At 72.8% G+C, this 26,010-nt stretch carries 25 protein-coding genes; 13 read left to right on the top strand and 12 right to left on the bottom strand.

Annotated elements, in window-relative coordinates; all coding sequences use genetic code 11:
- Positions 1–23: 23 nt before the first annotated feature.
- From H4O22_RS18965 to H4O22_RS18945, 5 genes are read right to left on the bottom strand one after another with little or no spacing between them, the layout of a single operon-like run.
- Entirely contained in the window at positions 24–2,006 is a 1,983-nt protein-coding gene (locus H4O22_RS18965) for an ABC transporter permease (protein ID WP_182524858.1), read from the bottom strand.
- On the bottom strand, positions 2,003–3,037 hold the full coding sequence (locus H4O22_RS18960; RefSeq protein ID WP_182524857.1) for a quaternary amine ABC transporter ATP-binding protein: 1,035 nt from the start codon (positions 3,035–3,037) through the stop codon (positions 2,003–2,005). Before H4O22_RS18960 ends, H4O22_RS18965 begins: the two co-directional genes overlap by 4 nt.
- A complete protein-coding gene (gene betA / locus H4O22_RS18955; RefSeq protein ID WP_182524856.1) occupies positions 3,034–4,758 on the bottom strand; it encodes a choline dehydrogenase in 1,725 nt (574 codons plus the stop codon). Before betA ends, H4O22_RS18960 begins: the two co-directional genes overlap by 4 nt.
- A complete protein-coding gene (locus H4O22_RS18950) occupies positions 4,758–6,242 on the bottom strand; it encodes an aldehyde dehydrogenase family protein (protein WP_182524855.1) in 1,485 nt (494 codons plus the stop codon). The genes betA and H4O22_RS18950 overlap by 1 nt, the downstream gene beginning before the upstream one ends.
- A gap of 56 nt (positions 6,243–6,298) precedes the next feature.
- Positions 6,299–7,099: an IclR family transcriptional regulator gene (locus H4O22_RS18945; protein ID WP_182524854.1), complete on the bottom strand. Its 801-nt coding sequence runs from the start codon at positions 7,097–7,099 to the stop codon at positions 6,299–6,301.
- Positions 7,100–7,158: 59 nt separating this feature from the next.
- Here H4O22_RS18945 and purU point away from each other — a divergent pair, with 59 nt between their 5' ends.
- Both purU and H4O22_RS18935 read left to right on the top strand, forming a co-directional pair.
- The gene (gene purU, locus H4O22_RS18940) at positions 7,159–8,016 is read left to right on the top strand and encodes a formyltetrahydrofolate deformylase (protein WP_182524853.1); all 858 of its coding nucleotides are present in this window, start codon (positions 7,159–7,161) and stop codon (positions 8,014–8,016) included.
- A 132-nt stretch (positions 8,017–8,148) separates the two neighbouring features.
- On the top strand, positions 8,149–9,150 hold the full coding sequence (locus tag H4O22_RS18935; protein WP_182524852.1) for a type IV toxin-antitoxin system AbiEi family antitoxin domain-containing protein: 1,002 nt from the start codon (positions 8,149–8,151) through the stop codon (positions 9,148–9,150).
- On the opposite strand, the gene H4O22_RS18930 is transcribed toward H4O22_RS18935, so the two are convergent.
- Complete coding sequence (locus H4O22_RS18930; RefSeq protein ID WP_182524851.1) at positions 9,131–10,252, bottom strand: aromatic ring-hydroxylating oxygenase subunit alpha; 1,122 nt, start codon at positions 10,250–10,252, stop codon at positions 9,131–9,133. The two genes, H4O22_RS18935 and H4O22_RS18930, sit on opposite strands and share 20 nt — an antisense overlap.
- A complete protein-coding gene (locus tag H4O22_RS18925; protein WP_182524850.1) occupies positions 10,242–10,592 on the bottom strand; it encodes a bifunctional 3-phenylpropionate/cinnamic acid dioxygenase ferredoxin subunit in 351 nt (116 codons plus the stop codon). Before H4O22_RS18925 ends, H4O22_RS18930 begins: the two co-directional genes overlap by 11 nt.
- Before the next feature lie 171 nt (positions 10,593–10,763).
- On the opposite strand from H4O22_RS18925, the gene H4O22_RS18920 reads away from it, so the two are divergent.
- The 5 genes from H4O22_RS18920 to H4O22_RS18900 all read left to right on the top strand — a co-directional run bounded on the left by H4O22_RS18920 (position 10,764) and on the right by H4O22_RS18900 (position 15,828).
- Positions 10,764–11,573, top strand: coding sequence for an IclR family transcriptional regulator (locus tag H4O22_RS18920; protein WP_182524849.1), 810 nt, complete (start codon positions 10,764–10,766; stop codon positions 11,571–11,573).
- Positions 11,574–11,683: 110 nt separating this feature from the next.
- The gene (gene dnaK / locus H4O22_RS18915) at positions 11,684–13,549 is read left to right on the top strand and encodes a molecular chaperone DnaK (RefSeq protein ID WP_182524848.1); all 1,866 of its coding nucleotides are present in this window, start codon (positions 11,684–11,686) and stop codon (positions 13,547–13,549) included.
- On the top strand, positions 13,546–14,157 hold the full coding sequence (gene grpE / locus H4O22_RS18910) for a nucleotide exchange factor GrpE (protein WP_182524847.1): 612 nt from the start codon (positions 13,546–13,548) through the stop codon (positions 14,155–14,157). The genes dnaK and grpE overlap by 4 nt, the downstream gene beginning before the upstream one ends.
- A gap of 55 nt (positions 14,158–14,212) precedes the next feature.
- A complete protein-coding gene (dnaJ, locus tag H4O22_RS18905; RefSeq protein ID WP_182524846.1) occupies positions 14,213–15,397 on the top strand; it encodes a molecular chaperone DnaJ in 1,185 nt (394 codons plus the stop codon).
- Positions 15,397–15,828: a heat shock protein transcriptional repressor HspR gene (locus tag H4O22_RS18900; RefSeq protein WP_182524845.1), complete on the top strand. Its 432-nt coding sequence runs from the start codon at positions 15,397–15,399 to the stop codon at positions 15,826–15,828. Before dnaJ ends, H4O22_RS18900 begins: the two co-directional genes overlap by 1 nt.
- 22 nt (positions 15,829–15,850) lie before the next feature.
- Here H4O22_RS18900 and H4O22_RS18895 read toward each other — a convergent pair whose 3' ends face one another.
- From H4O22_RS18895 to H4O22_RS18885, 3 genes are read right to left on the bottom strand one after another with little or no spacing between them, the layout of a single operon-like run.
- The gene (locus H4O22_RS18895; protein ID WP_182524844.1) at positions 15,851–16,066 is read right to left on the bottom strand and encodes a hypothetical protein; all 216 of its coding nucleotides are present in this window, start codon (positions 16,064–16,066) and stop codon (positions 15,851–15,853) included.
- Between the two features lie 16 nt (positions 16,067–16,082).
- Positions 16,083–16,781 (bottom strand): FAD-binding oxidoreductase, encoded by a 699-nt coding sequence (locus H4O22_RS18890; protein WP_182524843.1) that lies wholly within the window; start codon positions 16,779–16,781, stop codon positions 16,083–16,085.
- Positions 16,778–17,392 (bottom strand): sulfite oxidase-like oxidoreductase, encoded by a 615-nt coding sequence (locus tag H4O22_RS18885; protein ID WP_182524842.1) that lies wholly within the window; start codon positions 17,390–17,392, stop codon positions 16,778–16,780. Before H4O22_RS18885 ends, H4O22_RS18890 begins: the two co-directional genes overlap by 4 nt.
- A gap of 151 nt (positions 17,393–17,543) precedes the next feature.
- On the opposite strand from H4O22_RS18885, the gene clpB reads away from it, so the two are divergent.
- From clpB to H4O22_RS18870, 3 genes are read left to right on the top strand one after another with little or no spacing between them, the layout of a single operon-like run.
- On the top strand, positions 17,544–20,150 hold the full coding sequence (gene clpB / locus H4O22_RS18880; RefSeq protein ID WP_182524841.1) for an ATP-dependent chaperone ClpB: 2,607 nt from the start codon (positions 17,544–17,546) through the stop codon (positions 20,148–20,150).
- Between the two features lie 43 nt (positions 20,151–20,193).
- Positions 20,194–21,309: a hypothetical protein gene (locus H4O22_RS18875; protein WP_182524840.1), complete on the top strand. Its 1,116-nt coding sequence runs from the start codon at positions 20,194–20,196 to the stop codon at positions 21,307–21,309.
- Positions 21,310–21,312: 3 nt separating this feature from the next.
- The gene (locus H4O22_RS18870; protein ID WP_182524839.1) at positions 21,313–21,930 is read left to right on the top strand and encodes a hypothetical protein; all 618 of its coding nucleotides are present in this window, start codon (positions 21,313–21,315) and stop codon (positions 21,928–21,930) included.
- A 12-nt stretch (positions 21,931–21,942) separates the two neighbouring features.
- On the opposite strand, the gene H4O22_RS18865 is transcribed toward H4O22_RS18870, so the two are convergent.
- Positions 21,943–23,106, bottom strand: a complete 1,164-nt coding sequence (locus H4O22_RS18865) for a pyridoxal phosphate-dependent aminotransferase (RefSeq protein WP_220451210.1) — start codon at positions 23,104–23,106, stop codon at positions 21,943–21,945.
- Between the two features lie 155 nt (positions 23,107–23,261).
- On the opposite strand from H4O22_RS18865, the gene pyrE reads away from it, so the two are divergent.
- Together pyrE and H4O22_RS18855 are read left to right on the top strand one after the other, a co-directional pair.
- On the top strand, positions 23,262–23,804 hold the full coding sequence (pyrE, locus tag H4O22_RS18860) for an orotate phosphoribosyltransferase (RefSeq protein WP_182524837.1): 543 nt from the start codon (positions 23,262–23,264) through the stop codon (positions 23,802–23,804).
- Positions 23,801–24,457, top strand: a complete 657-nt coding sequence (locus tag H4O22_RS18855; protein WP_244963028.1) for a DedA family protein — start codon at positions 23,801–23,803, stop codon at positions 24,455–24,457. Before pyrE ends, H4O22_RS18855 begins: the two co-directional genes overlap by 4 nt.
- 9 nt (positions 24,458–24,466) lie before the next feature.
- On the opposite strand, the gene H4O22_RS18850 is transcribed toward H4O22_RS18855, so the two are convergent.
- On the bottom strand, positions 24,467–25,222 hold the full coding sequence (locus H4O22_RS18850; RefSeq protein WP_244963027.1) for a DedA family protein: 756 nt from the start codon (positions 25,220–25,222) through the stop codon (positions 24,467–24,469).
- Between the two features lie 97 nt (positions 25,223–25,319).
- On the opposite strand from H4O22_RS18850, the gene H4O22_RS18845 reads away from it, so the two are divergent.
- Positions 25,320–25,976, top strand: coding sequence for a TrmH family RNA methyltransferase (locus H4O22_RS18845; protein WP_182527227.1), 657 nt, complete (start codon positions 25,320–25,322; stop codon positions 25,974–25,976).
- Positions 25,977–26,010: the final 34 nt, after the last annotated feature.

The following is a 26,010-nucleotide window of genomic DNA, read 5'->3' as shown; positions in this document are numbered from 1 at the left end:
CTCTCCCGAGTGACTGGGTATGACTAGACGTCGCGGGCCGAGGCCCGGGCGATCCGGTCGATCATGATCCCGAGCAGCACGATGCTGAGCCCGGCGGCCGCGCCCTTCCCCCACTCCTCGGAGCGGGAGAAGCCGAGGACGACGTCGTAGCCGAGGGCCTGGGCGCCGACGAGGCCGCCGATGACGACCATGGCCAGCACGTAGAGCAGGCCCTGGTTGGCGGCAAGCACGAGGGAGCCGCGCGCCATCGGCAGCTGCACCTTGGTGATCTCCTGCCAGGTCGTCGCGCCCGTCGACCGCGACGCCTCGAGGGTGGTCGGCGAGACGGCCTTGACCCCGTCGGCGACGAGCTTGACGGCGACCGGGGCGGCGTACACGACGCCCGCCACGATCGCGGTGAAGCGGGAGGTCCCGAAGAGCGCCAGCACCGGGATCAGGTAGACGAACGGGGGGATGGTCTGGCCGGCGTCGAGCAGCGGTCGCAGGGCCACGTCGACCCGGTGGCTGCGGGCCATCCAGACCCCCAGCACCACGGCCAGGACGACGACCAGCAGGGTGCCGACCAGGGTCATCGTCAAGGTGAGCATGGTGTCGTGCCACAGGTCGAGGAACCGGATGCCGGCCAGGCAGAGCACGGTCGGGAGCAGGGCGCGCCGGCCACCGAAGACGGCAGCCAGGGCGAGGATCGCGGCGCCGGCGAGCCACCACGGCGACTCGCCGAGGAGCGCCTGCAGCGGGTTCAGCAGGACGGTGCTGATCGCGTCCTTGAAGGCCTGCGTCGCACCGCCGAAGGTGTCGAGGAACCAGGTGAAGAAGCGGTCGACGCCGTCGGCGACGGTGCGGCCCCACGTCAGCTCGGGGAACTCCGCGGCCGAGGGGAAGTAGCGCGAGGCCCACACGGCGACGGCGGCACCGACCGCCGCGACGGCGAGCACGATGCGCCGCAGGCGCGGGTCGGCGCCCGCCCGGGCGAGCTTCTCGGGGCGCTCGCTGGCCGCGGTGGTGGTGCGGTCGAGCATCACGGCCATCACCACGATCAGCATCCCGGGCACGAACGCGCCACCGACGTCGAGGCGGGTGAGTGCCGAGAGCACCGGCTGCCCGAGCCCGGGCCCGTCGACGTACGACGCGATGGTCGCCATCGAGAGCGCCGCCATGATCGTCTGGTTGAGGCCGACGACGATGGTCGCGCGGGCCATCGGGAGCTGGACCTTGGTGAGCCGCTGCCACCGGGTCTGGCCGACGGAGTCGGTCGCCTCGATCGTGGTCCCGGAGACCGACCGGATCCCGTGGCCCGCGATCCGGATGATGGGCGGCAGGGCGTAGACCAGCGTGCACACCACCGCCCCGGCGGCGCCGATGCCGAAGAACAGCACGACCGGCAGCAGGTAGACGAAGGTGGGCATCGTCTGCATCGCGTCCAGGACGCCGGTGATGACCGCCCGGACCGACCGCCCGCCGGTGCCGTAGAGCACCGCGAGCGGGAGCCCGATCAGCACCGAGGCCGCGACGGCGACGAACGTGACGATGAGCAGGTCGAGCGCGTCGGACCAGTAGCCGAAGGCGCCGAAGGACAGGAACGACGCGGCCACCAGGACCGCGATCCGCCAGCCGCCGAGCGCCAGCCCGACCCAGGCCGCCAGGGCGGTCACGCCGAGCCAGCCGAGCTGCGGGACCGGGCGCGGGTAGTCGGGGATCGAGACCAGCCGCTGGGCCCGGTCGACCACCGAGGTGAACCAGTCGCCCAGCTGGTAGGTCAGCTGGATCAGCGGGTTGGTGTCGCGGCTGGCGAGCACGGTGTCGCGGAAGTCGGTGAGCGAGTCGTGGAGGTCGGTGTGCTCGCGACCCGGCAGCGAGAGCGTGTCCTGACCCTGGGTGAACGCCCAGACGACCAGCCAGACGCCGAGCACCCCGAGCGCCCAGACCCAGCGCGGCACGGAGCGCCGCTCGGTCGGAGCGGGCGGCGCGGTGCGCGGGGGAGCGGGTCGCTCGAGCGTGGAGGTCATGCGGTGACGGCCTCCTCCGCGACGACGACCCGCAGGATCGCGTCGTCGTCGACGATGCCGACCAGCTCGCCGTCGCGCACCACCTGGACGGGATGCTCCGAGGCCAGCGCGGCGCGCGCCGCCTGTCGTACGACGACGTCGGGGGCCATCACCGGGCCCTCGAGCGAGTCGGTCGGCTCGGGCGGGCGCATGACGTACTCGAGCGTGAGCACGTGCGAGCGCGGCACGTCGCTGACGAAGTCGCGGACGTAGTCGTCAGCCGGCCGGGCGACGATCTCGGCCGGCGTCCCGACCTGGACGACCTCGCCGTCGCGCATGATGAGGATCCGGTCGCCGAGCCGCAGCGCCTCGTTGAGGTCGTGGGTGATGAACACGGCGGTCTTCTGCAGCTCGGCCTGCAGGCGCACGACCTCGTCCTGCATGTCGCGGCGGATCAGCGGGTCGAGCGCCGAGAAGGGCTCGTCGAAGAGCAGGATCGAGGGGTCGTTGGCCAGCGCCCGGGCCAGGCCGACCCGCTGCTGCATCCCGCCGGAGAGCTGGTCGGGGTAGGAGCGCTCGTTGCCGGTGAGGCCGACCAGGTCGACCAGCTCCTGGGCCCTCGCGTGCCGCGCGGTCTTCTTGACGCCGCGGACCTCGAGGCCGTACGCGACGTTGTCGAGGACCTGCCGGTGCGGCAGCAGGCCGAAGTGCTGGAAGACCATCGAGACCTTGTGGCGGCGCAGGTCGCGCAGCTCGGCCTCGGAGGCCGCGACGACGTCCCGCCCGTCGAGGGTGATCGCGCCGGCCGTCGGCTCGATCAACCGGGTCAGGCAGCGCACCAGCGTGGACTTGCCGGAGCCGGAGAGGCCCATGACCACGAACACCTCGCCGGGAGCGACCTCGAAGGACACGTCCTTGACGGCGGCGACGCACCCCGTCCTCGCCTTCAGCTCGGTCCGGCCGAGGTCGGCGTCCGGGGTGCCGAGGATCTTCTCCGCGCGCGGACCGAAGATCTTCCACAGTCCGTCGACGCGCAGGGCGGGCTCGGTCATGCGGGCTCCTCGGTGCGGTTGCGGGGGTCCCCGGGCGGGTGCAGCGGTGATCCGTCACGGTGGCGGTAGAACGGCACGTGCAGGGGCGCCAGCGGCTCGTTGCCGGCGATCAGGTCGGCCGCCTTCTCTGCCAGCATCATCACAGGTGCGTAGATGTTGCCGTTGGTGACGTACGGCATCGCGGAGGCGTCGACGACCCGCAGCCCCTCCAGGCCGTGCACCCGCAGCGACCCCGGGTCCAGCACGCTGTCGCCGTCGATGCCCATCCGCGCCGTGCAGGAGGGGTGCAGCGCGGTCTCCGCGTCCCGGGCCACCCAGTCGAGGATCTCCTGGTCGGTCCGGACGTCCGGTCCCGGCGACAGCTCGCCCGCGCTGAACGCCGCGAACGCCGGCTGCTCGAGGATGTGCCGCGCCGCCCGGACCATCTCGACCCACTCGCGGCGGTCGGTCTCGGTGGAGAGGTAGTTGAACCGCAGCGCCGGGTGCTCGAACGGGTCCCGGCTCTTCAGGGTCAGGCTGCCGCGCACGTCGGAGTACATCGGTCCGATGTGCACCTGGTAGCCGTGGTCGGCGGCCGGCCGCGACCCGTCGTACCGGATGGCGATGGGCAGGAAGTGGAACATCAGGTTGGGGTAGTCGACCTGCTCGTTGGAGCGGATGAAGCCACCGGCCTCGAAGTGGTTGGACGCCCCGACGCCACGGCGCAGGAAGAGCCACTCCGCGCCGATCCGCGGCTTGTGGCGGTGCCGGAGCCACGGACCGATCGAGACCGGCTGCTTGCTCGCGTGCTGGACGTAGACCTCGAGGTGGTCCTGCAGGTTGCGGCCCACGCCGGGCAGGTCGGCGAGCACGGGGATGCCGAGCGCCTCCAGCTCGGCGGCCGGTCCGATGCCGGAGAGGAGCAGCAGCTGGGGGGAGTTGATCGCGCCGCCGCAGAGGATCACCTCACCCGCGTCGACCCGACGACGTACGCCGCGCCGGCCCACCCCGCGCACGTAGTCGACGCCGGTGACCCTCGAGCCCCGGGTGCGCAGGCCGGTGACCTGCGCGAGGGTCTCGACGGTGAGGTTGGGCCGCTTGCGCACGGGGTGCAGGTAGGCGCGCGCGGCGCTCAGCCGGCGACCGCGGTGGACGTTGCGGTCGAACGGCGCGAAGCCCTCCTGGCGGTAGCCGTTCACGTCGTCGGTCAGGGGGTGGCCGGCCTGCTGCACGGCCTCGAGGAACGCCCCGAACAGCGGGTTGGTCGCGGGCCCGCGCTCCAGCACCAGCGGCCCGGAGCCGCCGCGCCAGGCGTCGGCGCCGGCGTGGCCGTCCTCGACAAGACGGGTCTCCAGGCGCTTGAAGTAGGGCAGGCAGTGGGCGTAGTCCCACTCCTTCATCCCCGCGTCGGCCGCCCAGCGCTCGAAGTCGAGCGGGTTGCCGCGCTGGAAGATCATCCCGTTGATGGAGCTCGATCCGCCGAGCACCCGGCCCCGCGCGTGGTAGATCCGCCGCCCGTCGAGGTGCGGCTCGGGCTCCGAGCGGTAGCGCCAGTCGTAGAGCGGGTTCCCGATCGGGAACGGCAGCGCGGCCGGCATGTGGATGAACGGGTCCAGCCGGACGTCGCTGCGGCCGGCCTCGAGCACGAGCACGCGGGTGGTGCCATCGGCGCTGAGCCGGTTGGCCAGCACCGAGCCGGCGGACCCACCGCCCACGATCACGACGTCGTACGCCGGCTGCATCAGCCGAACCAATTCTGGGCGACCGGCTTGACGTTGTGCCAGACGTGCTTGGTCTCGCGGTACTCCGCCAGTCCCCCCGACCCGAGCTCGCGGCCGATGCCGGACTGCTTGTAGCCGCCCCACTCGGCCTGGGCGACGTACGGGTGGTAGTCGTTGATCCACACCGTGCCCATCCGCAGCCGGGCGGCGACCCGCTCCGCGCGCCCGGCGTCCTGGGTCCACACCGCTCCGGCGAGGCCGTAGATGCTGTCGTTGGCGAGCCGGACCGCGGCGTCCTCGACCTCCTCGGCCGTGTCCCCGCGGAAGGTCTCGATCGTCAGCACCGGGCCGAACGACTCCTCCTGCACCACGCTCATGCCGCTGTGGCAGTCGCCCAGGATCGTGGGCCGGTAGTAGAAGCCCTGCTCGTACGCCGGCCCCTCGGGCCGTTCGCCGCCGAGCAGCAGCCGGGCGCCCTCGGCGAGCCCGGCGGCGACGTACGCCTCGACCTTCTCGCGGTGGGCAGCGCTGATCAGCGGACCGGACTGGGCCGCGTCGTCGAACGGCCCGCCGAGCCGGATCCGGCCCGCGCGCTCGACGAGCTGCGCGACGAAGTCGTCGTGGACGCTCTCCTCGACCAGCAGCCGGGCGCCGGCCGAGCAGACCTGGCCGGAGTGCAGGAAGACCGCGGCCAGGGCCAGGTCGAGCGCGACCTCGAGGTCGGCGTCGGCGAAGACGATGTTGGGGTTCTTGCCGCCGAGCTCCAGGGCGATCCGCTTGACCGTGCCGGACGCGGCGGCCATCACCCTCTTGCCGGTGGAGAGGCCGCCGGTGAAGGAGACCAGGTCGACCCCCGGGTGCTCGGTCAACGGTGCGCCGACGCCGGCGCCGTCACCGAGGACCAGGTTGGCGACACCGGCGGGCAGCCCGGCCTCGCTCAGGGCGTCCATCAGCCACAGCGCGGTGCTGGGGGTGAGCTCGCTCGGCTTGAGGACGAACGTGTTGCCGGTCGCCAGGCACGGGGCGACCTTCCAGGCGGTCTGCAGGAGGGGGTAGTTCCACGGCGTGATCAGCGCGCAGACGCCGACCGGCTCGTGGACCACCTTGCTGATCACGTCGCTGCGGCCGGTGTCGACGACCCGGCCGGCCTCGGCGCCCGCGAGCCCCGCGAAGTGGCGGAAGACGCTGACGACGTCGGCGACGTCGTACTCCGACTCGACCAGGCGCTTGCCGGTGTCGAGGGACTCGCGGCGAGCCACCTCGGCGACGTCGCGCTCGAGCAGGTCGGCGACCCGGTGCAGCAGCGCGCTCCGCTCGGGCGCCGGGGTCCGCGGCCACGGGCCGGTATCGAAGGCCCGGCGGGCCGCGGTCACCGCGACGTCGACGTCCGCGGCCGCGCCCTCGCTGACCACGCGCACCGGGCGGGCGTCAGCGGGGCAGCGGATCTCCCGCGTGCCTCCGCCCAGCGCCTCGCGCCAGGTCCCGTCGACAAACAGATCGGCCACAGTCCGCCCTCTGCTCGGTGTTGCGGATGACGCAACAAGTAGCATTATAAGCAACCTTACGTTTCACGGGAATCACGGTGGTGGAACGTTCTGGACCCCGGCGGCGCCTCCTGCCAGCCCAGCCGGTGCGACACCTCCCGTGCGTGCTCGACCACGGCCTCGGTGGCCTTCGCGAGCTCGGGGCCGCCGAAGCGGAAGGTCGGCCCGGAGACCGAGAACGACGCGACCACGTCGCCGTGGGCGTTGCGGATCGGCGCCGCCACGGCGCTGAGGCCGTGCTCCAGCTCGTCGACGACCACCGCGTACCCCTGCTCGCGGACCTCGGCGAGCTGGGCGACCAGGGCGGCCGGGTCGGTGACGGTGTTCGCGGTGTACGACGCCAGCGTGCGGCCGAGGGTCGCCCGCGCCTCGGTGTCGCTGAGGCCGGCGAGCAGCACCTTGCCGTTGGAGGTCGCGTGCAGCGGGATCCGCTGGCCCACCCAGTTGTGCGACTGGGGCGCGCCGGCGGTGGCCACCTGGTCGACGTACAGCGCGGCGCCCTCGGAGAGGACCGCGATGTTGACGGTCTCGGCCGTGCTCGCCGCCAGCGCCTTGGCGACCGAGCGGGCCTCCTGGACCACGTCGAGCCGGGCCGTCGTGGCCCCGGCGAGGCGCAGGATGCCGATGCCGAGCCGGTACTTGCCGCGCCCGTCGAGCTGCTCGACGAGGTCACGCTCCTCGAGGGAGTCGATGAGCCGGGACACGGTGGACTTGTGCACGCCCAGGTGGCCGGCGATCTCGGTGACCCCGGCCTCGCCGTCGCGTGCCAGGATGTCGAGGATCCTCAGTGCCCGGTCCACGGACTGCACGGTGCCCATGTCGTTGCACACTACGCAACGACTTGCGAGGGGCGCAACGCCTCGGTCAGGCTGGCAGCATGAGAGCCGGTCCGGACCGCTACGTGCTCACGCTCGCCTGCGACAACCACGTCGGCCTGGTGCACGCCGTCGCCGGCTGGGTCGTGGCCCACCGCGGCGACATCACCGACTCCCAGCAGTTCGACAACCCGGTCAACGGCCGGTTCTTCATGCGGGTGGAGTTCCGCGCCGAGGGCGTCGACGTCGCGTCGCTGCGCGGCTCCTTCGTCGCGATCGCCCAGGCCCACGCGATGTCGTGGCAGCTGGTGGCCGCGGACGCGCCGTACCGCACGCTGATCATGGTCTCGCGCTTCGGGCACTGCCTCAACGACCTGCTGTTCCGGCACAGCACCGGCGCGCTGAACGTCGACATCGCGGGGGTGGTCTCCAACCACCGCGACTTCGAGCGGCTGACCTCGACGTACGACGTCCCCTTCCACCACGTCCCGGTCACGCCGGACACCAAGGCCGACGCCGAGGCGCGGCTGCTGGAGCTGGTGGAGTCCGAACGGGTCGACCTGGTGGTCCTGGCCCGCTACATGCAGGTGCTCTCCGACGAGACCTGCGCCAAGCTCGACGGCCGGATCATCAACATCCACCACTCGTTCCTGCCGAGCTTCAAGGGCGCCAAGCCCTACCACCAGGCCCACGAGCGCGGCGTGAAGCTGATCGGCGCCACCGCCCACTACGTCACCGCCGACCTCGACGAGGGCCCGATCATCGAGCAGGACGTCATCCGCATCGACCATCGCCCCACCCCCGAGGAGATGGTGCAGGCCGGCCGCGACGTCGAGGCCCGCGTCCTCGCCCGGGCCGTCCGCTGGCACACCGAGTCCCGCCTGCTCCTGGACCGCTCCCGCGTCATCGTCTTCGACTGAGGAGCCGCCCCGGCGCACTCCGTGGACAGAACGGAGTCTCCGGAGCGCCCGGTACGTCGGAGGCTCCGCGCTCCTCCACAGGCCGGCGCCGGGCGGATGCGGGTCGGACGGTGCGGCGCCAGGCTGTGCCGCATGGCTCTGGACAGGGACGGACTCGCTCGGGTGCTCCGCGCCCAGTCGGGAGTCGTCACGCGCCGCCAGCTCCGTGAGCTGGGCGCGGCGAAGCACGACGTCGAGCGCCTGGTCCGCCGACGGGAGCTCGTTGCGGTAGGTCGGTCCGTCTTCGTCGACCACACCGGTGCGCTGACCTGGCTCCAGCGGGCGTGGGCGGCCACGCTTGCAGCCGGCCCGGCGGCGTTGTGCCTCGGGTCGGCGGCTCCGACGCCGGACGAGGCCGGGCCGATCCACCTGGCCATCGACGAGTCGAGGCGGGTGGCTCCCCTCCCCGGCGTCCGTGTCCATCGGGTCGTCGCTCTGGCGGACAAGGTGCGGTGGACCGCGTCGCCACCGAGGCTGCGACCCGAGCACAACGCACTGGAGCTCGCCCACCGGGCGAGGAGCGAGGTGGAGGTCGTCCGGGTGCTCACCGACGAGGTCAACGCCCGACGGACGACGCCCGAGCGACTACGGCAGGCGTCCGAGGCCCGGCCCCGACTGCGCCGGCGGGCGTTCATCGGCGACGTGCTGGCGGATCTCGCCGCCGGCGCCTGCTCGGTGCTGGAGCGCGGCTACCTCGAGCGGGTCGCGCGACCCCACGGCCTCCCCGTCGCGGACCACCAGGTCGTACGCCGGGTCGCGGGCCGTTCGGAGTACCGCGACCTGGAGCACGTCGCACTCGGGGTCGTCATCGAGCTGGACGGTGCGACCGGGCACGACTCGTGGGTCGCGAGCGGGCGCGACGCCGATCGGGACCTGGACGACCTCGCCGCGGACCGGATCACCGTGCGCCTGCGCTGGTGGCAGGTGTACGAGCGGCCCTGCGCCACCGCCGTGCGCCTGGCGCGGGTCCTCCAGAGCAGGGGATGGCAGGGGCAGGCGTCGGCGTGTGGACCGACCTGCGACCTCGCCGCGGACGCCGGAGCCGCCGGCGTACCAGGTGCGCCGGGGACTCCGATCACGCCAGCTTCGTCGTGACCCAGTCGTGGAAGTCGGCGATGTGGTGCTCGGCGGGGACCAGGACGCCGCCGGCGGCGTACAGCTTCGAGGACATGGCGGGCTGGGTGCGCTCGCAGGCCTCGAAGTCCTGGCTGTTGACCCGGTGGAAGAGCTCGACGGAGGCGGTGACGTCGCGGCCGGAGTCGACGACGTCGGGGAGGTAGAGCCAGTCGCACTCGACGACGGTCCGGTCGGCGGCCATCGGGTACATCCGGTGGAAGATCACGTGGTCGGGGACCAGGTTGACGAAGACCTGCGGCTTGACGGTGATCGCGTAGTACTTCCGGTCGCGGTCCTCGGCCAGCCCCGGGATCACGCCGAAGCCCGCGGAGCCGTCGACGGTGAAGCCGGAGACGTCCGCGCCGAACTCCGCGCCGTGGTCGACGAAGTACTGCGCGGCCAGCCCGTCGGCGAACTCCGGCAGCACCTCGGTGAGCTCGGGGTGGATCGTCGCGCAGTGGTAGCACTCCATGAAGTTCTCGACGATGAGCTTCCAGTTGGCCGCGACGTCGTAGACGATCCGGCGGCCGACGGCGAGGTTCGCGACGTCGTACCCGGCGATGTTGTCGAGGGTGCCGAGCCGGTCGACGACCTCCCGCTGCACGGTGCCCTCGAACGACGGGGGCGACTCGGCCAGCGAGACCCACACGTAGCCCAGCCAGGAGCGCACGTGGACGGCGTGCAGGCCACGCTCGTCCCGGTCGACGTCGGGCATCTTGGTGAGGTTCGGGGCGGCGATCAGCTTGCCGTCGAAGTCGTAGGTCCAGGCGTGGTAGGAGCACTGGAAGGACCGGGCCCGTTCGCCGGACTCCTCGGTGCAGATCCGCGCGCCGCGGTGGCGGCAGACGTTGTAGAAGGCCCGCACCTCGCCGCGGCGCGAGCGGGTCAGCAGGATCGACTCGCGGCCGACCTGGACGGTGCGGAACGCGCCGGGCTTCGGCAGGTCGCTCTCCCGGGCCGCGCAGAACCACAGCTCCTCGAAGATCCGCTCGCACTCGGCGTCGAAGACGGCCGGGTCGACGTACGCCGAGCCGGGCAGGGTCGGGATCAGGCTCGCGGCCGGCGGAGCGTCAGTGCTCATCGGGGACTCCCTGGAGGTCAGGCTGGAGGTCAGGCAGGGACAGGGCCACCCAGACCTCGCCGTCGCGGACCTCGACGCGGTGCGTCCGGACCGGCAGCTTGGCCGGCGGTGCGTCGACGGCGCCGGTGCGCAGGTGGAAGCGGGACCCGTGCAGGGGGCACTCCACCCAGCAGTCCTCGACCCAGCCGTCGGCGAGCGAGGCGTCCTGGTGGGTGCAGGTGTCGTCGAGGGCGAAGACCTCGCCGTCCTCGGTGCGGAAGACCGCGATCGGCGGCGTGACCGAGGCGATCCGCAGGCCCTCGTCCGTGGGGACGTCGGCCAGGGCGCACACGTGCTGCATGACACGAGCGTGCGGCCGGCGCGGAGTCCTGTCAACGCCATCGCGGAGATCTGTTCGCGATTTCACCTGGCCGAAACAGGGCTGCCCACAGGCGCTCTGACCTGCGAGGACAGTGACGGCGGTGGCCGACAACAGTTCCATGATGTGGAACACCTGATCTACCATGTGGGCATGACCGGCACCCAGTCCGTGGACCGCGCCGCCGAGCTGCTGCGCCTCGTCGTGCAGGCCGACGCGGCGCCGTCGTACTCCGAGCTGGTGGCCGCGAGCGGCCTCGCCCGCTCGACGGTCTCCCGGCTGCTCGGCGCCCTGGAGCGCGGCGGCCTGGTGGAGCGCGAGGGCGCGGGCTACCGCGGGGGCCGGCTGTTCGCCGACTACGCCGCCCGCTTCGACCGGGTCGAGGAGCTGGCCCGGGTCGCCCACGTCCACCTCGAGGGCGTCGCCGCGGCCACGGGGGAGACGGTCAACCTCGCGGTCGCCCGCGGCTCCCGGGTCGTGCACGTCGACCAGGTCGACGCCCGCTACGTCCTCGGCTCGGTCAGCTGGGTCGGCGTCGACGTCCCGAGCCACTGCTCCTCGCTCGGCAAGGTGCTGCTCGCCTGGGGGGCGGTACGACGCCCGTCGGGCCGCCTCGAGGTCCGCACGCCGTCGTCGGTGGCGACCCATGCCGACCTGGACGTCGAGCTGGACCGCACCCGCGAACGGGGCTACGCGGTCACCCGCGGCGAGCTGGAGGACGGGCTCGACGGCGTCGCGGTGCCGGTGCGCGGCACGGAGGGGGCCGTGGTCGCCGCCCTCGGGGTCTCCGGCCCGACCTTCCGGATCGGCGCGCGGCACGCCGAGGTGGCCGAGCTGTTGCGGACGGCCGCGGCCGCGGTGGAGCGCGACCTCCGGGCGCGGCGCCGGTTCCTCGCCGAGAGCCCCGCCCGGCCCGGGAACAAGTCGGGCCCGCCCTCCGTTGACCCCTATGAGCAAACTTGAGTTGAGAGCACTCAACTTGTTTGCTTGACTCGTCGCAGCGGCGCAGGATCGGTCCGCTGGACCTGTCCCGCAGTCACCACAGCAGTCCCCAACACGGAGGTAGAACAACCATGGCACGTGCGGTCGGCATCGATCTCGGTACGACGAACAGCGTCGTCGCGGTCCTCGAAGGTGGCGAACCCACCGTCATCGCGAACGCGGAGGGCGCCCGCACCACCCCGTCCGTCGTCGCGTTCGCCAAGTCCGGCGAGGTGCTGGTCGGCGAGGTCGCGAAGCGTCAGGCCGTGACCAACGTCGACCGGACCATCCGCTCGGTCAAGCGCCACATGGGCACCGACTGGAAGCAGTCCATCGACGGCAAGGACTTCACCCCGCAGCAGATCAGCGCGTTCGTGCTGCAGAAGCTCAAGCGGGACGCCGAGGCCTACCTCGGCGAGCCGGTCACCGACGCGGTGATCACCGTCCCGGCGTACTTCTCCGACGCCCAGCGCCAGGCCACCAAGGAGGCCGGCGAGATCGCGGGCCTCAACGTGAGCCGGATCGTCAACGAGCCGACCGCGGCCGCGCTGGCCTATGGCCTCGACAAGGGCGACGACCAGACGATCCTCGTCTTCGACCTCGGCGGCGGCACCTTCGACGTCTCGCTGCTGGAGATCGGCGAGGGCGTCGTGGAGGTCAAGGCGACCTCCGGCGACAACCACCTCGGTGGTGACGACTGGGACGCCCGCGTCGTGGAGTGGATGATCAAGAAGTTCAAGGACGGCAACGGCGTCGACCTCGGGGCCGACAAGATCGCCAAGCAGCGCCTCCAGGAGGCCGCCGAGAAGGCGAAGATCGAGCTGTCCTCCTCCTCGGAGACCACGATCCACCTGCCCTACATCACCCACGGCGAGTCCGGCCCGCTGCACTTCGAGGAGAAGCTCACCCGCAGCGAGTTCCAGAAGTTGACCGCCGACCTGCTCGACCGCACCAAGGGCCCCTTCCAGAACGTCCTCAAGGACGCCGGGGTCCCCATCTCCGCGATCGACCACGTCGTGCTGGTCGGCGGCTCGACCCGGATGCCCGCCGTGAGCGAGGTCGTCAAGGACCTGCTCGGTGGCAAGGAGCCCAACAAGGGCGTCAACCCCGACGAGGTCGTCGCCATCGGCGCCGCCCTCCAGGCCGGCGTCCTCAAGGGCGAGGTCAAGGACGTGCTGCTGCTCGACGTCACCCCGCTCTCGCTCGGCATCGAGACCAAGGGCGGCGTGATGACCACGCTGATCGAGCGCAACACCACGATCCCGACCAAGCGCTCGGAGATCTTCACAACCGCGGACGACAACCAGCCGTCGGTCGAGATCAAGGTCGCCCAGGGCGAGCGCCAGATGTGGGCGCAGAACCAGCCGCTCGGCAACTTCGAGCTGACCGGGCTCCCGCCGGCTCCCCGCGGCGTGCCGAAGATCGAGGTCACCTTCGACATCGACGCCAACGGCATCGTCCAGGTCCACGCCAAGGACCAGGCCTCCGGCAAGGAGCAGTCGATGACGATCTCCGGCGGCTCGGCGCTGAGCAAGGACGACATCGACCGGATGGTCAAGGAGGCCGAGCAGTACGCCGAGGAGGACGCTCGCCGTCGGGCCGCGGTCGAGGCTCGCAACCAGGCCGACCAGCTCGTCTACACGACCGAGAAGTTCCTCGCCGACAACGGCGAGAAGATCCCGGACGACGTGAAGACCGAGGTGCAGGCCGACGTCGACGCGCTGAAGGTCACGCTGGAGAACTCCGAGGCCTCCGCCGAGGAGCTGCAGGCCGGCATCACCAAGCTGGGTGAGTCCAGCCAGAAGATGGGCGCGGCCATGTACGCCGCCGCCGAGGCCGACTCGGCCGCTGCGGGCGGCGCCACCGGCGCGACGGGCGAGGCCGACGACGACGTCGTCGACGCCGAGATCGTCGACGACGCGCCCGAGGGCACGACCGGCGAGGACGGCACCAAGTGACCGAGCCCCGCGAGGAGCAGGTCGCACCGGAGGGGCAGGAGCCGACGGCTCCTGCCCCCGAGGGGTCCGTCGCCGAGGAGCAGGTCGAGGCCGCGGACGCGGCGGACTCCGCCGTCCCCGACTCGCCGGCCGAGCTGGTCGACGAGGCCGGCGGGGTCGACGAGGTCACCCGGCTGGAGACCGCGCTGGCGGAGCGGACCGCCGACCTGCAGCGACTGCAGGCGGAGTTCCTCAACTACAAGCGGCGGGTCGACCGCGACCGCGACCTGGTCAAGCAGAACGCGACGTACGCCGCGCTCGCGCCGATCACCGAGGTGCTCGACACCATCGACCGGGCCCGCAAGCACGCCCCCCTCGAGGACGGGTTCCGCTCCGTCGCCGACCAGCTCGAGCGCGCCGTCGCCGGGCTGGGGCTGACCAAGTTCGGCGCGCCGGGCGACCCGTTCGACCCGGCCCTGCACGAGGCGCTCAGCCACATCGGCCAGGACCCCGAGGTCACGGTGACCACCTGCAAGGTGATCGCCAAGTCCGGCTACCGCATCGGCGACCGGGTGTTCCGGGCCGCGCAGGTGCTGGTGGTCGACCCGGCGGAGCCCGCCGGCGAGTGACCCGCCGGCGAGTGAGCGGACGACGTACGAGGACGAGGGAGAGGAGGGTGCGCGCGTGAGCACCGACGACGGCTTCCGGGCCGACTGGGTCCAGAAGGACTTCTACGGGGAGCTGGGTGTCAAGAAGGACGCCCCCGCCGACGAGATCAAGAAGGCCTACCGCCGGCTGGCGCGGGCCAACCACCCCGACTCCCACCCCGGTGACACCGCCAAGCACGAGAAGTTCAAGGCGGTCGCCGAGGCGTACGACGTGGTGGGCGACCCCGCCAAGCGCAAGAAGTACGACGAGCTGCGGTCCCTGCACGGCCCGGGCGGCTTCCGCCCGGGGGCCGGCGGGGGCGGCGGCTTCAACCTCGAGGACCTGCTGCGCGAGCGCGCCGGTGGCGGCGGTGGCGGGTTCGGCGACATGTTCGGCGACCTCTTCGGCGGGGGTGCCGGCGGCGGCTTCGGCGGCCGCCGGCAGCAGCCCCGCCGGGCCCAGAAGGGCCAGGACGTCGAGAGCACGGCGACGATCAGCTTCACCGACGCCATGGACGGCGTCACGATCTCGCTGCGGCTGACCTCCGAGGCCGCGTGCTCGGAGTGCTCCGGCACCGGTGGCAAGCCCGGCACCAAGCCGCGGGTGTGCCCCGAGTGCGAGGGCGCCGGCTACGTCGTCGCGTCGGTCGGCGGCGGGTTCTCGATGAACGAGACCTGCCCGACCTGCGGCGGCCGGCAGCTGATCTACGACGAGCCCTGCCCGGTCTGCGGCGGGTCCGGCCGGGGGTCGTCCGCGCGCACCATCCAGGCGCGGATCCCCGCCGGGGTCAAGGACGGGCAGCGGATCCGGCTGCGGGGCAAGGGTGCGCCGGGGGAGAACGGCGGTCCCGCGGGCGACCTCTACATCACCGTCAAGGTCACCCCGCACCGGCTCTTCGGCCGCAAGGACGACCACCTGACCCTCGACGTCCCGGTCTCCTTCGACGAGCTCGCGCTCGGCGCCGAGGTGAAGATCCCCACCCTCGGCGGGGCGCCGGTGACCCTCAAGCTGCCGGCTGGCACGCCCGACGGGCGCACCTTCCGGGTGCGCGGCAAGGGCTCGACGCGCGCCGACGGCACCCGGGGCGACCTGCTCGCCACCGTCAAGGTGCAGGTCCCCGCGCACCTGCAGGAGCGGGCGCGGGCCGCCGTCGAGGCCTACCGGGAGGCGATGGCCGGCACGCCGCTGCGGGCCAACCTGTTCGAGCAGGCCGGGTCCTGATGCCGCGCCGCCCGTTCGAGAGCCCCGGCCCGGACGCCGCGGTGTTCGTGATCAGCGTGGCGGCCGAGCTCAGCGGGCTGCACCCGCAGACGCTGCGCACCTACGAGCGGCTCGGGCTGATCACCCCGGGCCGCACCGGGGGCGGCGGCCGGCGCTACTCCCAGCGCGACATCGAGCGGCTCCGGGAGATCTCCGAGCTCACCTCGGCCGGCATCGGCATCGAGGGGGTGCGCCGGGTGCTCGACCTGCAGAGCCGGGTCGAGGCGCTCACCGCGCGCAACCGCGAGCTGGCGGCCGAGCTCGACGCCACCCGCGACGCCCTGCGCCGGGCGCTGACCGCCCGGCGTGCCGAGGCCCCGCCCAGCAAGCTCCCCGTGCTCCGCCGTCCCGACCCCGGGCAGTCGCTCGTGGTCTGGCGCCGGGGCCGCTGACGCCGCCGGTCGAGGGGCGAGGTCAGCGCACCGGGGCGAGGACGGTGCGGGACTCGCCGTCCCGGGTGACTTCGAGCCGCAGGGCGGCCTGGTCGAGCCACTCGCGGACCGTCGCCAGCTCGATGCCGCTCTCGTGGGCGATGGTGGTGTCGGTGACCGGCGCGCCGGTCTCCTCCCACAGTCGCTGCGCGGTGCCCCAGACGAGCTCGGCCTCGGCGGTCTCACGGTCCCTGGTCATGGGCAGACCGTAGCGGTCACCCGGTCGCGCCGAACTGCTCGACCCGGATCGTCCGGGCGAGGACGCCCACCTCGCCCAGCAGCCGGGTCGCGAACGACGCGAACCCGACCGACCCGCAGACGTAGGCCCGCTCCACGCCGTCGACCAGCGGCGCGAGCTCGTCGGGGTACGGCGGGTGCGCCACCCGGTCGTGGTGGTTCTCCCGGGTGAGCGCCAGGAACGCGCCGCGCCGCTCCAGCTCCGCGGCGTACGGCAGGTCGGCGTACGTCCGGCCGACGGCGACGACCCGCAGCCGGTCCGCGAGCCCGAGCCGGTCGGCGTACCGCAGCATCGCGACGAGGGGCACCACGCCGGAGCCGCCCGCGATCCCGATGGCCGGCACCTCGCCGGTCCAGGTGAACCAGCCGCCGATCGGGCCGCGCAGCTCCAGGACGTCCCCGACCCGGGCCTCGTCGTGCAGGAACGAGGACACCTCGCCGTCGGGCAGGCACTCGACCATCAGCTCCAGCAGCGGGTCGACGGGGTCGGAGGCGACCGAGTACGAGCGCTGCGCGGTGTAGCCGTCGGGCGCCCGCAGCCGGACCACGTAGTGCTGCCCCGGGAGGTGGTCGACGCGGTCGGCGACCTCGAGCCGCAGCCGCACCAGCCGGTCGGTGGGCCGCTCGACCTCGGCGATCCGGCCGGTGGTCCAGGGTCCGGCGGGAGCAGTGGTCACGGGTCGCCCTGGTAGCGCTGCTCCAGCCAGGGGTCGCCGCGGTCGTGGTAGCCGTTCTGCTCCCAGAACCCGGGCCGGTCGCGGGCCATCAGCTCCAGCCGGGTGACCCACTTGGCGGACTTCCAGAAGTACAGGTGCGGCACCAGCAGCCGGGCGGGCCCGCCGTGCTCGACCGGCAGCGGCCGGCCCTCGTGCTCCCAGACCACCCACGCCCGCCCGCCGGTGACGTCGGCCAGCGGGAGGTTGGTGGTGTAGCCGGTGGTCGAGTGCGCCATCACGTACGCCGCCTCCGGGCGCGGGCCGGCGGCCTCGAGCAGGGTGTCCACGCTGACGCCGGCGAACCGGGTGCCGAGCTTCGACCAGGTGGTGACGCAGTGGATGTCCCCGGCGTACGACGACCCGGGCAGCGCCTGCAGCTCGGGCCAGGACCAGGTCGTCGGCCGCTCGACGAGCCCGTCGACGGTCATCGTGTGGTCCTCGGGGCGGATGACGGGCGTCGCCTCGGCGGTCAGGACCGGCCAGTCGGCGCCGGCGTCGTACTGCCCCGGCGGCAGCCGGTGGCTGCGCTCGCGCCGGTCGCGCCGGCCGAAGAATCCTCGGGTCACGGGCATGCGGCCATTGTGCCGTGCCGGTGGTCCCGCCGGGCCGTGCCCGGTGTTCTCCTAGACTCACAGAGTTGAGTGGAACAGACTCAACTCTTGGCACGTTGAAGAGGTGGACGGGGAACCCGTCCTGCGAGGAAGCACGACCACAGGAGAGACGATGAGCCAGTTCGGTGCCGACAAGTTCACGACCCGCAGCCGCGAGGCGATCGAGGCCGCGCAGCTCGCCGCGACGACGGCCGGCAACTCCACCACCGAGCCCGCCCACCTGCTGGTGGCGCTGCTGCTCCAGGAGGGCGGCACCACCGCGGCGCTGGTCACCCGCGCCGGGGCGGACGCCACGGCGCTGGTGCGCGAGGCCGCCGCCGTGCGCGACGCCCTGCCGACCGCGAGCGGCGCGACCGTCCAGCAGCCCGCCGCCTCGGCCGCCCTGACCCGCGTGCTCGCCAAGTCCATGGAGCTCGCGCGCGGCATGAACGACGAGTACGTCGCCACCGAGCACCTGCTGATCGCGCTCGCGAGCGTCGAGAGCCCGGCCCGCAAGGTGCTGCTCGACGCCGGCCTGACCGAGGAGGTGCTGCGGGAGGGCCTGGTCTCGGTCCGCGGCAACCGCCGGGTCACCAGCGAGGACGCCGAGTCGACGTACGAGGCGCTGGAGAAGTACTCCGTGGACCTCACCGCCGCCGCCGAGGAGGGCCGCCTGGACCCGGTCATCGGCCGCGACGCCGAGATCCGCCGCGTGGTCCAGGTCCTCAGCCGCCGCACCAAGAACAACCCGGTGCTCATCGGCGAGCCCGGCGTCGGCAAGACCGCGGTCGTCGAGGGGCTCGCCCAGCGGGTGGTCGCCGGCGACGTGCCCGACTCGCTCAAGGGCCGCCGGGTGCTCAGCCTCGACCTGGCGGCGATGGTCGCCGGCGCGAAGTACCGCGGCGAGTTCGAGGAGCGGCTCAAGGCCGTCCTCGAGGAGATCAAGGACGCCGGCGGCCAGATCATCACCTTCATCGACGAGCTGCACACCGTCGTCGGCGCGGGCGCCGGCGGCGACTCCGCCATGGACGCCGGCAACATGCTCAAGCCGATGCTGGCGCGGGGCGAGCTGCACCTGGTCGGCGCCACCACCCTCGACGAGTACCGCGAGCGGATCGAGAAGGACCCCGCGCTGGAGCGCCGCTTCCAGCAGGTCTTCGTCGGCGAGCCCAGCGTCGAGGACACCGTCCAGATCCTGCGCGGGATCCAGGAGAAGTACGAGGCCCACCACGGCGTCCGGATCACCGACTCCGCGCTGGTCGCGGCCGCGACCCTCTCCGACCGCTACATCACCGGGCGGCAGCTGCCGGACAAGGCGATCGACCTCGTCGACGAGGCCGCCTCCCGGCTGCGGATGGAGATCGAGTCCTCCCCCGAGGAGATCGACCAGCTCCGCCGCCAGGTCGACCGGCTCAAGATGGAGCAGTTCGCGCTCGAGAAGGAGAACGACCCGGCCTCGCGCGACCGGCTGGAGCGGCTCCGCGCCGACCTCGCCGACCACGAGGAGGAGCTGCGCGGGCTCGAGGCGCGCTGGGAGCGCGAGAAGGGCTCGCTGGAGGGCGAGGGCGAGCTGCGCCGTCAGCTCGACCAGCTGCGGATCGAGGCCGAGCGGCTCCAGCGCGAGGGTGACCTCGGCAAGGCCAGCGAGATCCTCTACGGCCGGATCCCCGAGCTCGAGCGGCAGATCGAGGCGTCCACGAGCGCCGAGAAGGACGACGTCGAGCCCCTCGTCGGCGACGAGGTCGGGGCGGAGGAGATCGCCGAGGTCGTCGAGGCCTGGACCGGCATCCCCACCGGCCGGATGCTGCAGGGCGAGACCGCCAAGCTGCTGCGGATGGAGGACGAGCTCGGCCAGCGCCTGATCGGGCAGCGGGCCGCCGTGACCGCGGTGAGCGACGCCGTACGCCGGTCGCGGGCCGGCATCGCCGACCCCAACCGGCCCACCGGCTCGTTCCTGTTCCTCGGCCCCACCGGCACCGGCAAGACCGAGCTGGCCAAGGCGCTGGCCGACTTCCTCTTCGACGACGAGCGCGCGATCGTCCGCATCGACATGAGCGAGTACTCCGAGAAGCACTCGGTCGCCCGGCTCGTCGGCGCCCCTCCCGGCTACGTCGGGTACGACGAGGGCGGCCAGCTGACCGAGGCGGTGCGCCGCCGGCCGTACTCCGTGGTGCTGCTCGACGAGGTCGAGAAGGCCCACCCCGAGGTCTTCGACATCCTGCTGCAGGTGCTCGACGACGGTCGGCTCACCGACGGCCAGGGCCGCACGGTCGACTTCCGGAACACCATCCTGGTGCTCACCAGCAACCTGGGCTCCGCCTTCCTGGTCGACCCGCTCCTCGACCCCGAGAAGCGGCGCGAGTCGGTGATGGCGGTGGTCCGCGCGACGTTCAAGCCGGAGTTCATCAACCGGCTCGACGAGATCGTCACCTTCGACGCGCTGACCCTCGAGGACCTCACCAGGATCGTCGACCTGCAGCTCGCGCTGCTGGAGAAGCGGCTCGCCGTCCGCCGGATCAGCATCGAGGTCACCGACGAGGCCAAGCGCTGGCTGGCCGACACCGGCTACGACCCGGCGTACGGCGCCCGGCCGCTGCGCCGCCTGATCCAGTCCGCCATCGGCGACGCGCTCGCGCGGATGCTGATCGCCGGCGAGGTCGTCGACGGGGGCACGGTCCACGTCGACCGCGGGCCCGACGGGCTGGTGCTCACGGCGGGGCAGCCCGTCGGAGCGGCCTGACACGGCTGTCGGGCCGTGAGGGCCGCTCTGGTGGAATGGCCGCATGAGTGACACCGCCAGCACCCGTCCCCGCCAGGTCACCGTCGCGGCCTCGCTCATCATGGCCGGGTCGGTGCTGCTGGTCATCGCGGTCTTCGACCAGATCGCCGGGCTGCGCTCGCTGGAGACCCGCGAGGCGGTCGAGGACTTCCTCGCCGATCCCCCCGGGGAGGGCCTCGGCCTGAGCGTGAACGGCGTCCTCGACATCCTGCGCGTGGGGTCGATGGTCGCCGCGGCGTGCGCCACCGCGGCGGTGATCCTGGGGACCCAGGTGCTGCGCCGCTCGCGGGCGGCGCGGATCGCGCTCTCGGTGCTCGCGGTGCCGCTGCTGCTCACCGGGCTGGTCGCGGGCGGCTTCCTGTCCTCGGTCGTGGCGGTCTCCGTCGCGATGCTGTGGATGCAGCCCTCGCGCGACTGGTTCGACGGCATCGAGCGCCGCGAGCCCGAGCGCGCGACCCCCGAGTCGCGCCCCGCGGAGGTCACGCACGAGCACGCCACGCACGAGCACGTGCGCGAGCCGGTCGCCCACGGGAGCGCCGGGGCGTCGCAGCCGCAGGTCGTCGTCCCGCCGCAGGGCGAGGCCCGCGCCTACCCCGGGTTCGGCACCGCCGCCGCGGCGCACCCCGAGGCCCTGGGCCGGCCCGGCCAGCCGGGGCAGCCGACCCAGGTCGGCGGGCCCGAGCGCCGTCCCCCGGCGGTGGTCTGGGCGTGCGCGCTGACCTGGACCTTCGCGGGGCTGGTCGCGGTGGGGATGCTGCTCACCGCGGTCGTCATCCTGCTGACCCCCGACCTGGTCATGGACGAGGTGCGCCGCCAGGAGCCGGCGATGGCCGAGGACCTCTCCGAGGACCTGCTCGTCGGCACGACGGTCGTGATGGCCGGGATCCTCGTGGTCTGGTGCACGGTCGCCGCCGTCTTCGCCTGGTTCGCGTTCCGCCGGGCCGGCTGGGCCCGGGTGGCGCTGCTGGTCTCCGCGGCGGTCGCGGGCGCGGGCTGCCTCGCCGGCGTCCTGGTCGGCAGCTTCCCGCTCCTCGTCCCCATGATCGGGAGCGCGGTGACCACCGCGCTCCTGGCGCGTCCCGAGGTCCGCCGGTGGTACGCCGGTCGTGGGACGATCTGAGGTATGAGCGACTCGAACCCGCCGGACCAGCCGTACGGCCAGCAGCCGTACGGCCAGCAGCCGTACGGCCAGTCGTCGTCCCCCTACGGCCAGCAGCCGACCCCGCCGTACGGCGGCCCGCCGGCGCCGTCGGGCGACCCTGACCGGCGTCCGGGCACCGTCACGGCGGCCGCGATCACGACGATCGTGATGTCGGCGCTGGCGTTCCTGCTGTTCGGCGGGGTCGCACTGATGATGCTGGTGCTGCGCGACGACATGGTCTCCGAGATCGAGAAGCAGCTGCGCCAGGAGAACATCCGGGACTTCACCGGCGACGAGCTGGCCACGATCGTGATCGTCACGACGCTGGCGTTCGCGCTGTGGGCGCTGGTCGCGCTCGTGCTCGCCGTGCTGGCGATGCGCCGCTCGCAGGTGGCCCGGACCATGCTGGTCGTCTCCGCCGCGGTCACCGCCCTGGTCTGCGTGCCCACGGTCGGGTCGGTGGTCTCCGTGGTCCCGTTCCTCGCGGCGGTCGCGGTCATCGTGCTGCTCTTCACCGGCGGCGCCAACGAGTGGTACGCCCGGCGCGGGCAGCCGGGCCAGGGCGAGCTGCCCACCGGCACCACCCAGCCTTGGGGCTGAGCCCGGGGCTGCTCAGGCGTGCAGCCGGGCGGAGCCCAGCCGGCGCAGGCCGTCCTGGATGACCGCGGGCTCCTTGCAGAACGCCCAGCGCACCAGGTGCCGGCCGGCCTCGACGTCGTCGTGGAAGACCTGCGCCGGGATCGCCACCACGCCCGCCCGCTCCGGCAGTGCCAGGCAGAAGGACCGGCCGTCCTCCCAGCCCAGCTCGGAGACGTCGGTGGTCGCGAAGTAGGTGCCCTCGGGCACCCGCACGGTCATCCCGACGTCCGCGAGCCCGGCGCACAGCAGGTCACGCCGGGCCCGCAGCTGCTCGGCGAGCCGCCGGGGGAAGTCCGGCTCCTGGTCGAGGGCGTGCGCGACGGCGGGCTGCAGCGGCGACCCGGAGGTGAAGGTCAGCCACTGCTTGGCCGCGAGCAGCGCCCCCACGAGCTCGCGCGGCCCGGTCGCCCAGCCGACCTTCCAGCCGGTGAACGAGTAGGACTTGCCGGCGCTGGACAGGGTCAGCGTCCGCTCCGCCATGCCGGGCAGGGTCGCCAGCGGCACGTGCTCGGCGTCGTAGGTGAGGTGCTCGTAGACCTCGTCGGTGACGACGACCAGGTCGTGCTCGAGCGCCACGTCGGCGACCGCCTGCAGCTCCGCGCGGGTCAGCACGGTGCCGGTCGGGTTGTGCGGGGAGTTGAGCAGCACCAGCCGGGTGCGCGGCGTGACGGCCGCGCGGAGCGCGTCGGGGTCGAGGCGGAAGTGCGGGGCGCGGAGGGTGACCGGGCGCCGTACGGCTCCGGCCATCTGGATCATCGCGACGTAGGAGTCGTAGTAGGGCTCGAGCACGACCACCTCGTCGCCGGGGTCGACCAGCCCAAGCAGTGCGGCGGCGATCCCCTCGGTCGCGCCGGTGGTCACCACCACCTCGGTGTCGGGGTCCAGCTCGATCCCGTAGTGCCGCTGCTGGTGCCGCGCGACCGCCTGCCGCAGCGCCGGTACGCCGGGGCCCGGCGCGTACTGGTTCTGGCCGCCCTGCAGCGCCCGCACCGCCTCCGCGATCACGCCCGGCGGCCCGTCGACGTCCGGGAACCCCTGCCCGAGGTTCACCGACCCCGTCCGCACCGCCAGCGCGGACATCTCCGTGAAGATCGTCGGCGGGATCCCTCGCAGCCGCTGGGCCAGACGTCCAGGCATGGGTCGAGGGTACGGCGGGTGGGGCGATTCCCCGGTGATCAGGGAGAGCCTGACGTTCTCAGGGGAAATTCTGGCCGAGAACATCCGGTTTCCCCGGATCACCGGGGAAACCGACACCCCGCACGCCAGGTTCCACCGTGCGCGATGATGGCCCGGTGACGACTGTGGACCGCGAGCTCGCCTCCGACATCGACGCCTGCTGCCGGCTGACGGGCAGCTTCACGCTGCGCTCGGGCCAGCAGGCGACCGAGTACTTCGACAAGTACCTCTTCGAGGGCGACGCCGCGCTGCTCTCCCGGGTGGCGCGCGAGATGGTGCAGATCCTGCCGAGCGACACCGAGCTGCTGGGCGGCCTGGAGCTGGGTGGGGTGCCGATCGCGACGATGGTGAGCTACCTGACCGGCCACTCCGCGGTCTTCGTGCGCAAGCAGGCCAAGACCTACGGCACCTGCAAGCTCGCCGAGGGCCGGGACGTCGCCGGGCGCCGGGTGACGCTCATCGAGGACGTGATCACGACCGGCGGGGCGGTGCGCGACGCGACGCGGGCGCTGCGCGAGGCCGGGGCGATCGTCGAGGTCGTGGTCTGCGCGATCGACCGCAGCCCCGAGGGCGAGAACCCGCTCGCGGACGTCGGCCTGGAGGTCCGCGCGGTGCTCACCAAGGCCGAGCTCGACGCGGCGCGGAACGCCGCGCGGTGAGCGCCGGGGACGGGGAGGACCTCACCGGGGTCGCCGGCTGGGCCGTCGACCTGATGGAGCAGCTCGGGGCACCCGGCGCCGGGCTGGCGATCGCGCTGGAGAACCTGTTCCCGCCCCTGCCCTCCGAGATCATCCTCCCGCTCGCGGGCTTCACCGCGAGCCGCGGCTCGTTCACCCTCGCCGAGGCGATCGGCTGGACCGTCGCCGGGTCCGTGGTCGGCGCGGTCGCGCTCTACGTGCTCGGCATGGTGATCGGCCGGGACCGGCTGTACTGGATCTGGCGCCACCTGCCGCTGGTCAAGGTCGAGGACCTGGAGAAGACCGAGCGATGGTTCGCCCGGCACGGCCGCAAGGCGGTGTTCTTCGGCCGGATGATCCCGATCTTCCGCAGCCTGATCTCCGTCCCGGCCGGCCTGGAGCGGATGCCGTTCGGGCAGTTCCTGCTGCTCACCCTGGCCGGCTCGACGATCTGGAACGTGACCTTCGTGGTCGCCGGCTACCAGCTCGGCGAGCAGTGGCACCGGGTCGAGGGGGTCGTCGGCGTCTTCCAGTGGGTCGTCATCGCCGCGGTGCTGGCCGGCGTCTGCTGGTACGTCCTGATCCGGATCCGCTCCAGCCGGACCGCCCTCCGCGAGGACCGACCCCAGGACTGACCCCAGGGCTCAGGGGGTGTCGGTGCGCGGCGGCACCGGCGCGCCGGTGATGTCGCGGTCCGGTCGCCCGTCGTGGTCGTTGTCGTCGGCCTCCGGCCCCGACGTACGACGGTGCCGCCGCCACTCCCAGACCATGGGGATGGAGCCGAAGACCAGGATCGCGATGATCGCGTAGTCGATGTTGTCGCCCAGCCACGGCACCTTCTTGCCCAGCCAGTAGCCGAGCGCGGTGATGCTCAGCACCCACAGGAGGGCGCCGATGAAGCTCCACAGGAAGAAGCGGCGACGCTCCATCCGGGTGACGCCGGCGACCACGGTGATGAAGGTCCGCACGAACGGCACGAACCGGCCGATCACCAGCGCCTTGTTGCCGTGCTTGTCGAAGAACACCTCGGTCTGGTCGAAGTACTTCCTCTTCAGCAGCCGCCCGTCCCGGGCGTAGAGGGGTGGCCCGAGCTTGCGGCCGATCTCGTAGCCGACCACGTTGCCCAGGAACGCCGCCACGGTGAGCAGGGCCAGGACGATGGCGAGCTCGGCCAGCGGCGGTCCCGGGAACAGGTCGATCCGCTCGGTCGCGATGAAGATGCCGAGGGCGAAGAGCAGGGTGTCGCCCGGCAGGAACGGGAAGAACAGGCCGCACTCGATGAAGATGATCAGCAGGCTGATCCAGAGGAACTCGGTCCCGAACCGTTCCAGCAGCCACTGCGGGTCCATCCAGTCCAGGCCGGGCACGAGCGCATGGGACCAGAGCGGGACGACGACCACGCGATTACGGTACCGCCCGAGTCTGAGCGGCCGGCGGCGCCTTTAGTCTCGTGCCGTGGAGGACACCGACGAGCAGCAGCGGGCGCCGTACGACCCGATGCCGCACGGTCCGCCCGAGGTCGGCGTCGGGCCCTGGGCGGGGGAGTGGCCCTCCGGTCCCGGCAGCGAGCGGTACGACGCGGCGCTGCTCGCCGCGGGCGACCGGCGCAACGTGGTCGACCGCTACCGCTACTGGTCGCTCGAGGCGATCGTGGCCGACCTCGACACCCGCCGGCACGGCTTCCACGTCGCGATCGAGAACTGGCAGCACGACTTCAACATCGGGACGATCGTGCGCTCCGCCAACGCGTTCCTGGCGGCCGAGGTGCACATCGTGGGCAACCGGCGCTGGAACCGGCGCGGGGCGATGGTCACCGACCGCTACCAGCACGTCCGGCACCACCCCGACGTCGCGGCGCTCGCGGCGTACCTCCGCGGCCTCCCGGACGGGCCGGTGCCGCTCCTCGGCATCGACAACCTGCCGGGCTCCCAGCACCTCGAGACGATGGCCGTGCCCGAGCGGGTCTGCTTCCTGTTCGGCCAGGAGGGCCCGGGGCTGTCCGAGCCCGCCCGCGCGGCCTGCGACGGCACCTTCTCGATCGCGCAGTTCGGCTCGACCCGCTCGATCAACGCCTCGGCCGCCGCTGCGATCGCCATGCACGCCTGGGTCCGCGCACACGCCGAGCTCGGCGACGACGCCGCCTGGCGGGGCTGACCCGCCTGACCCGGGCGGGCCGGGCGGGCCGGGG

It is taken from the genome of Nocardioides dongkuii (genome assembly GCF_014127485.1).
GTDB lineage: Bacteria > Actinomycetota > Actinomycetes > Propionibacteriales > Nocardioidaceae > Nocardioides > Nocardioides dongkuii.
This window is presented reverse-complemented; position numbering and strand designations above follow the sequence as displayed.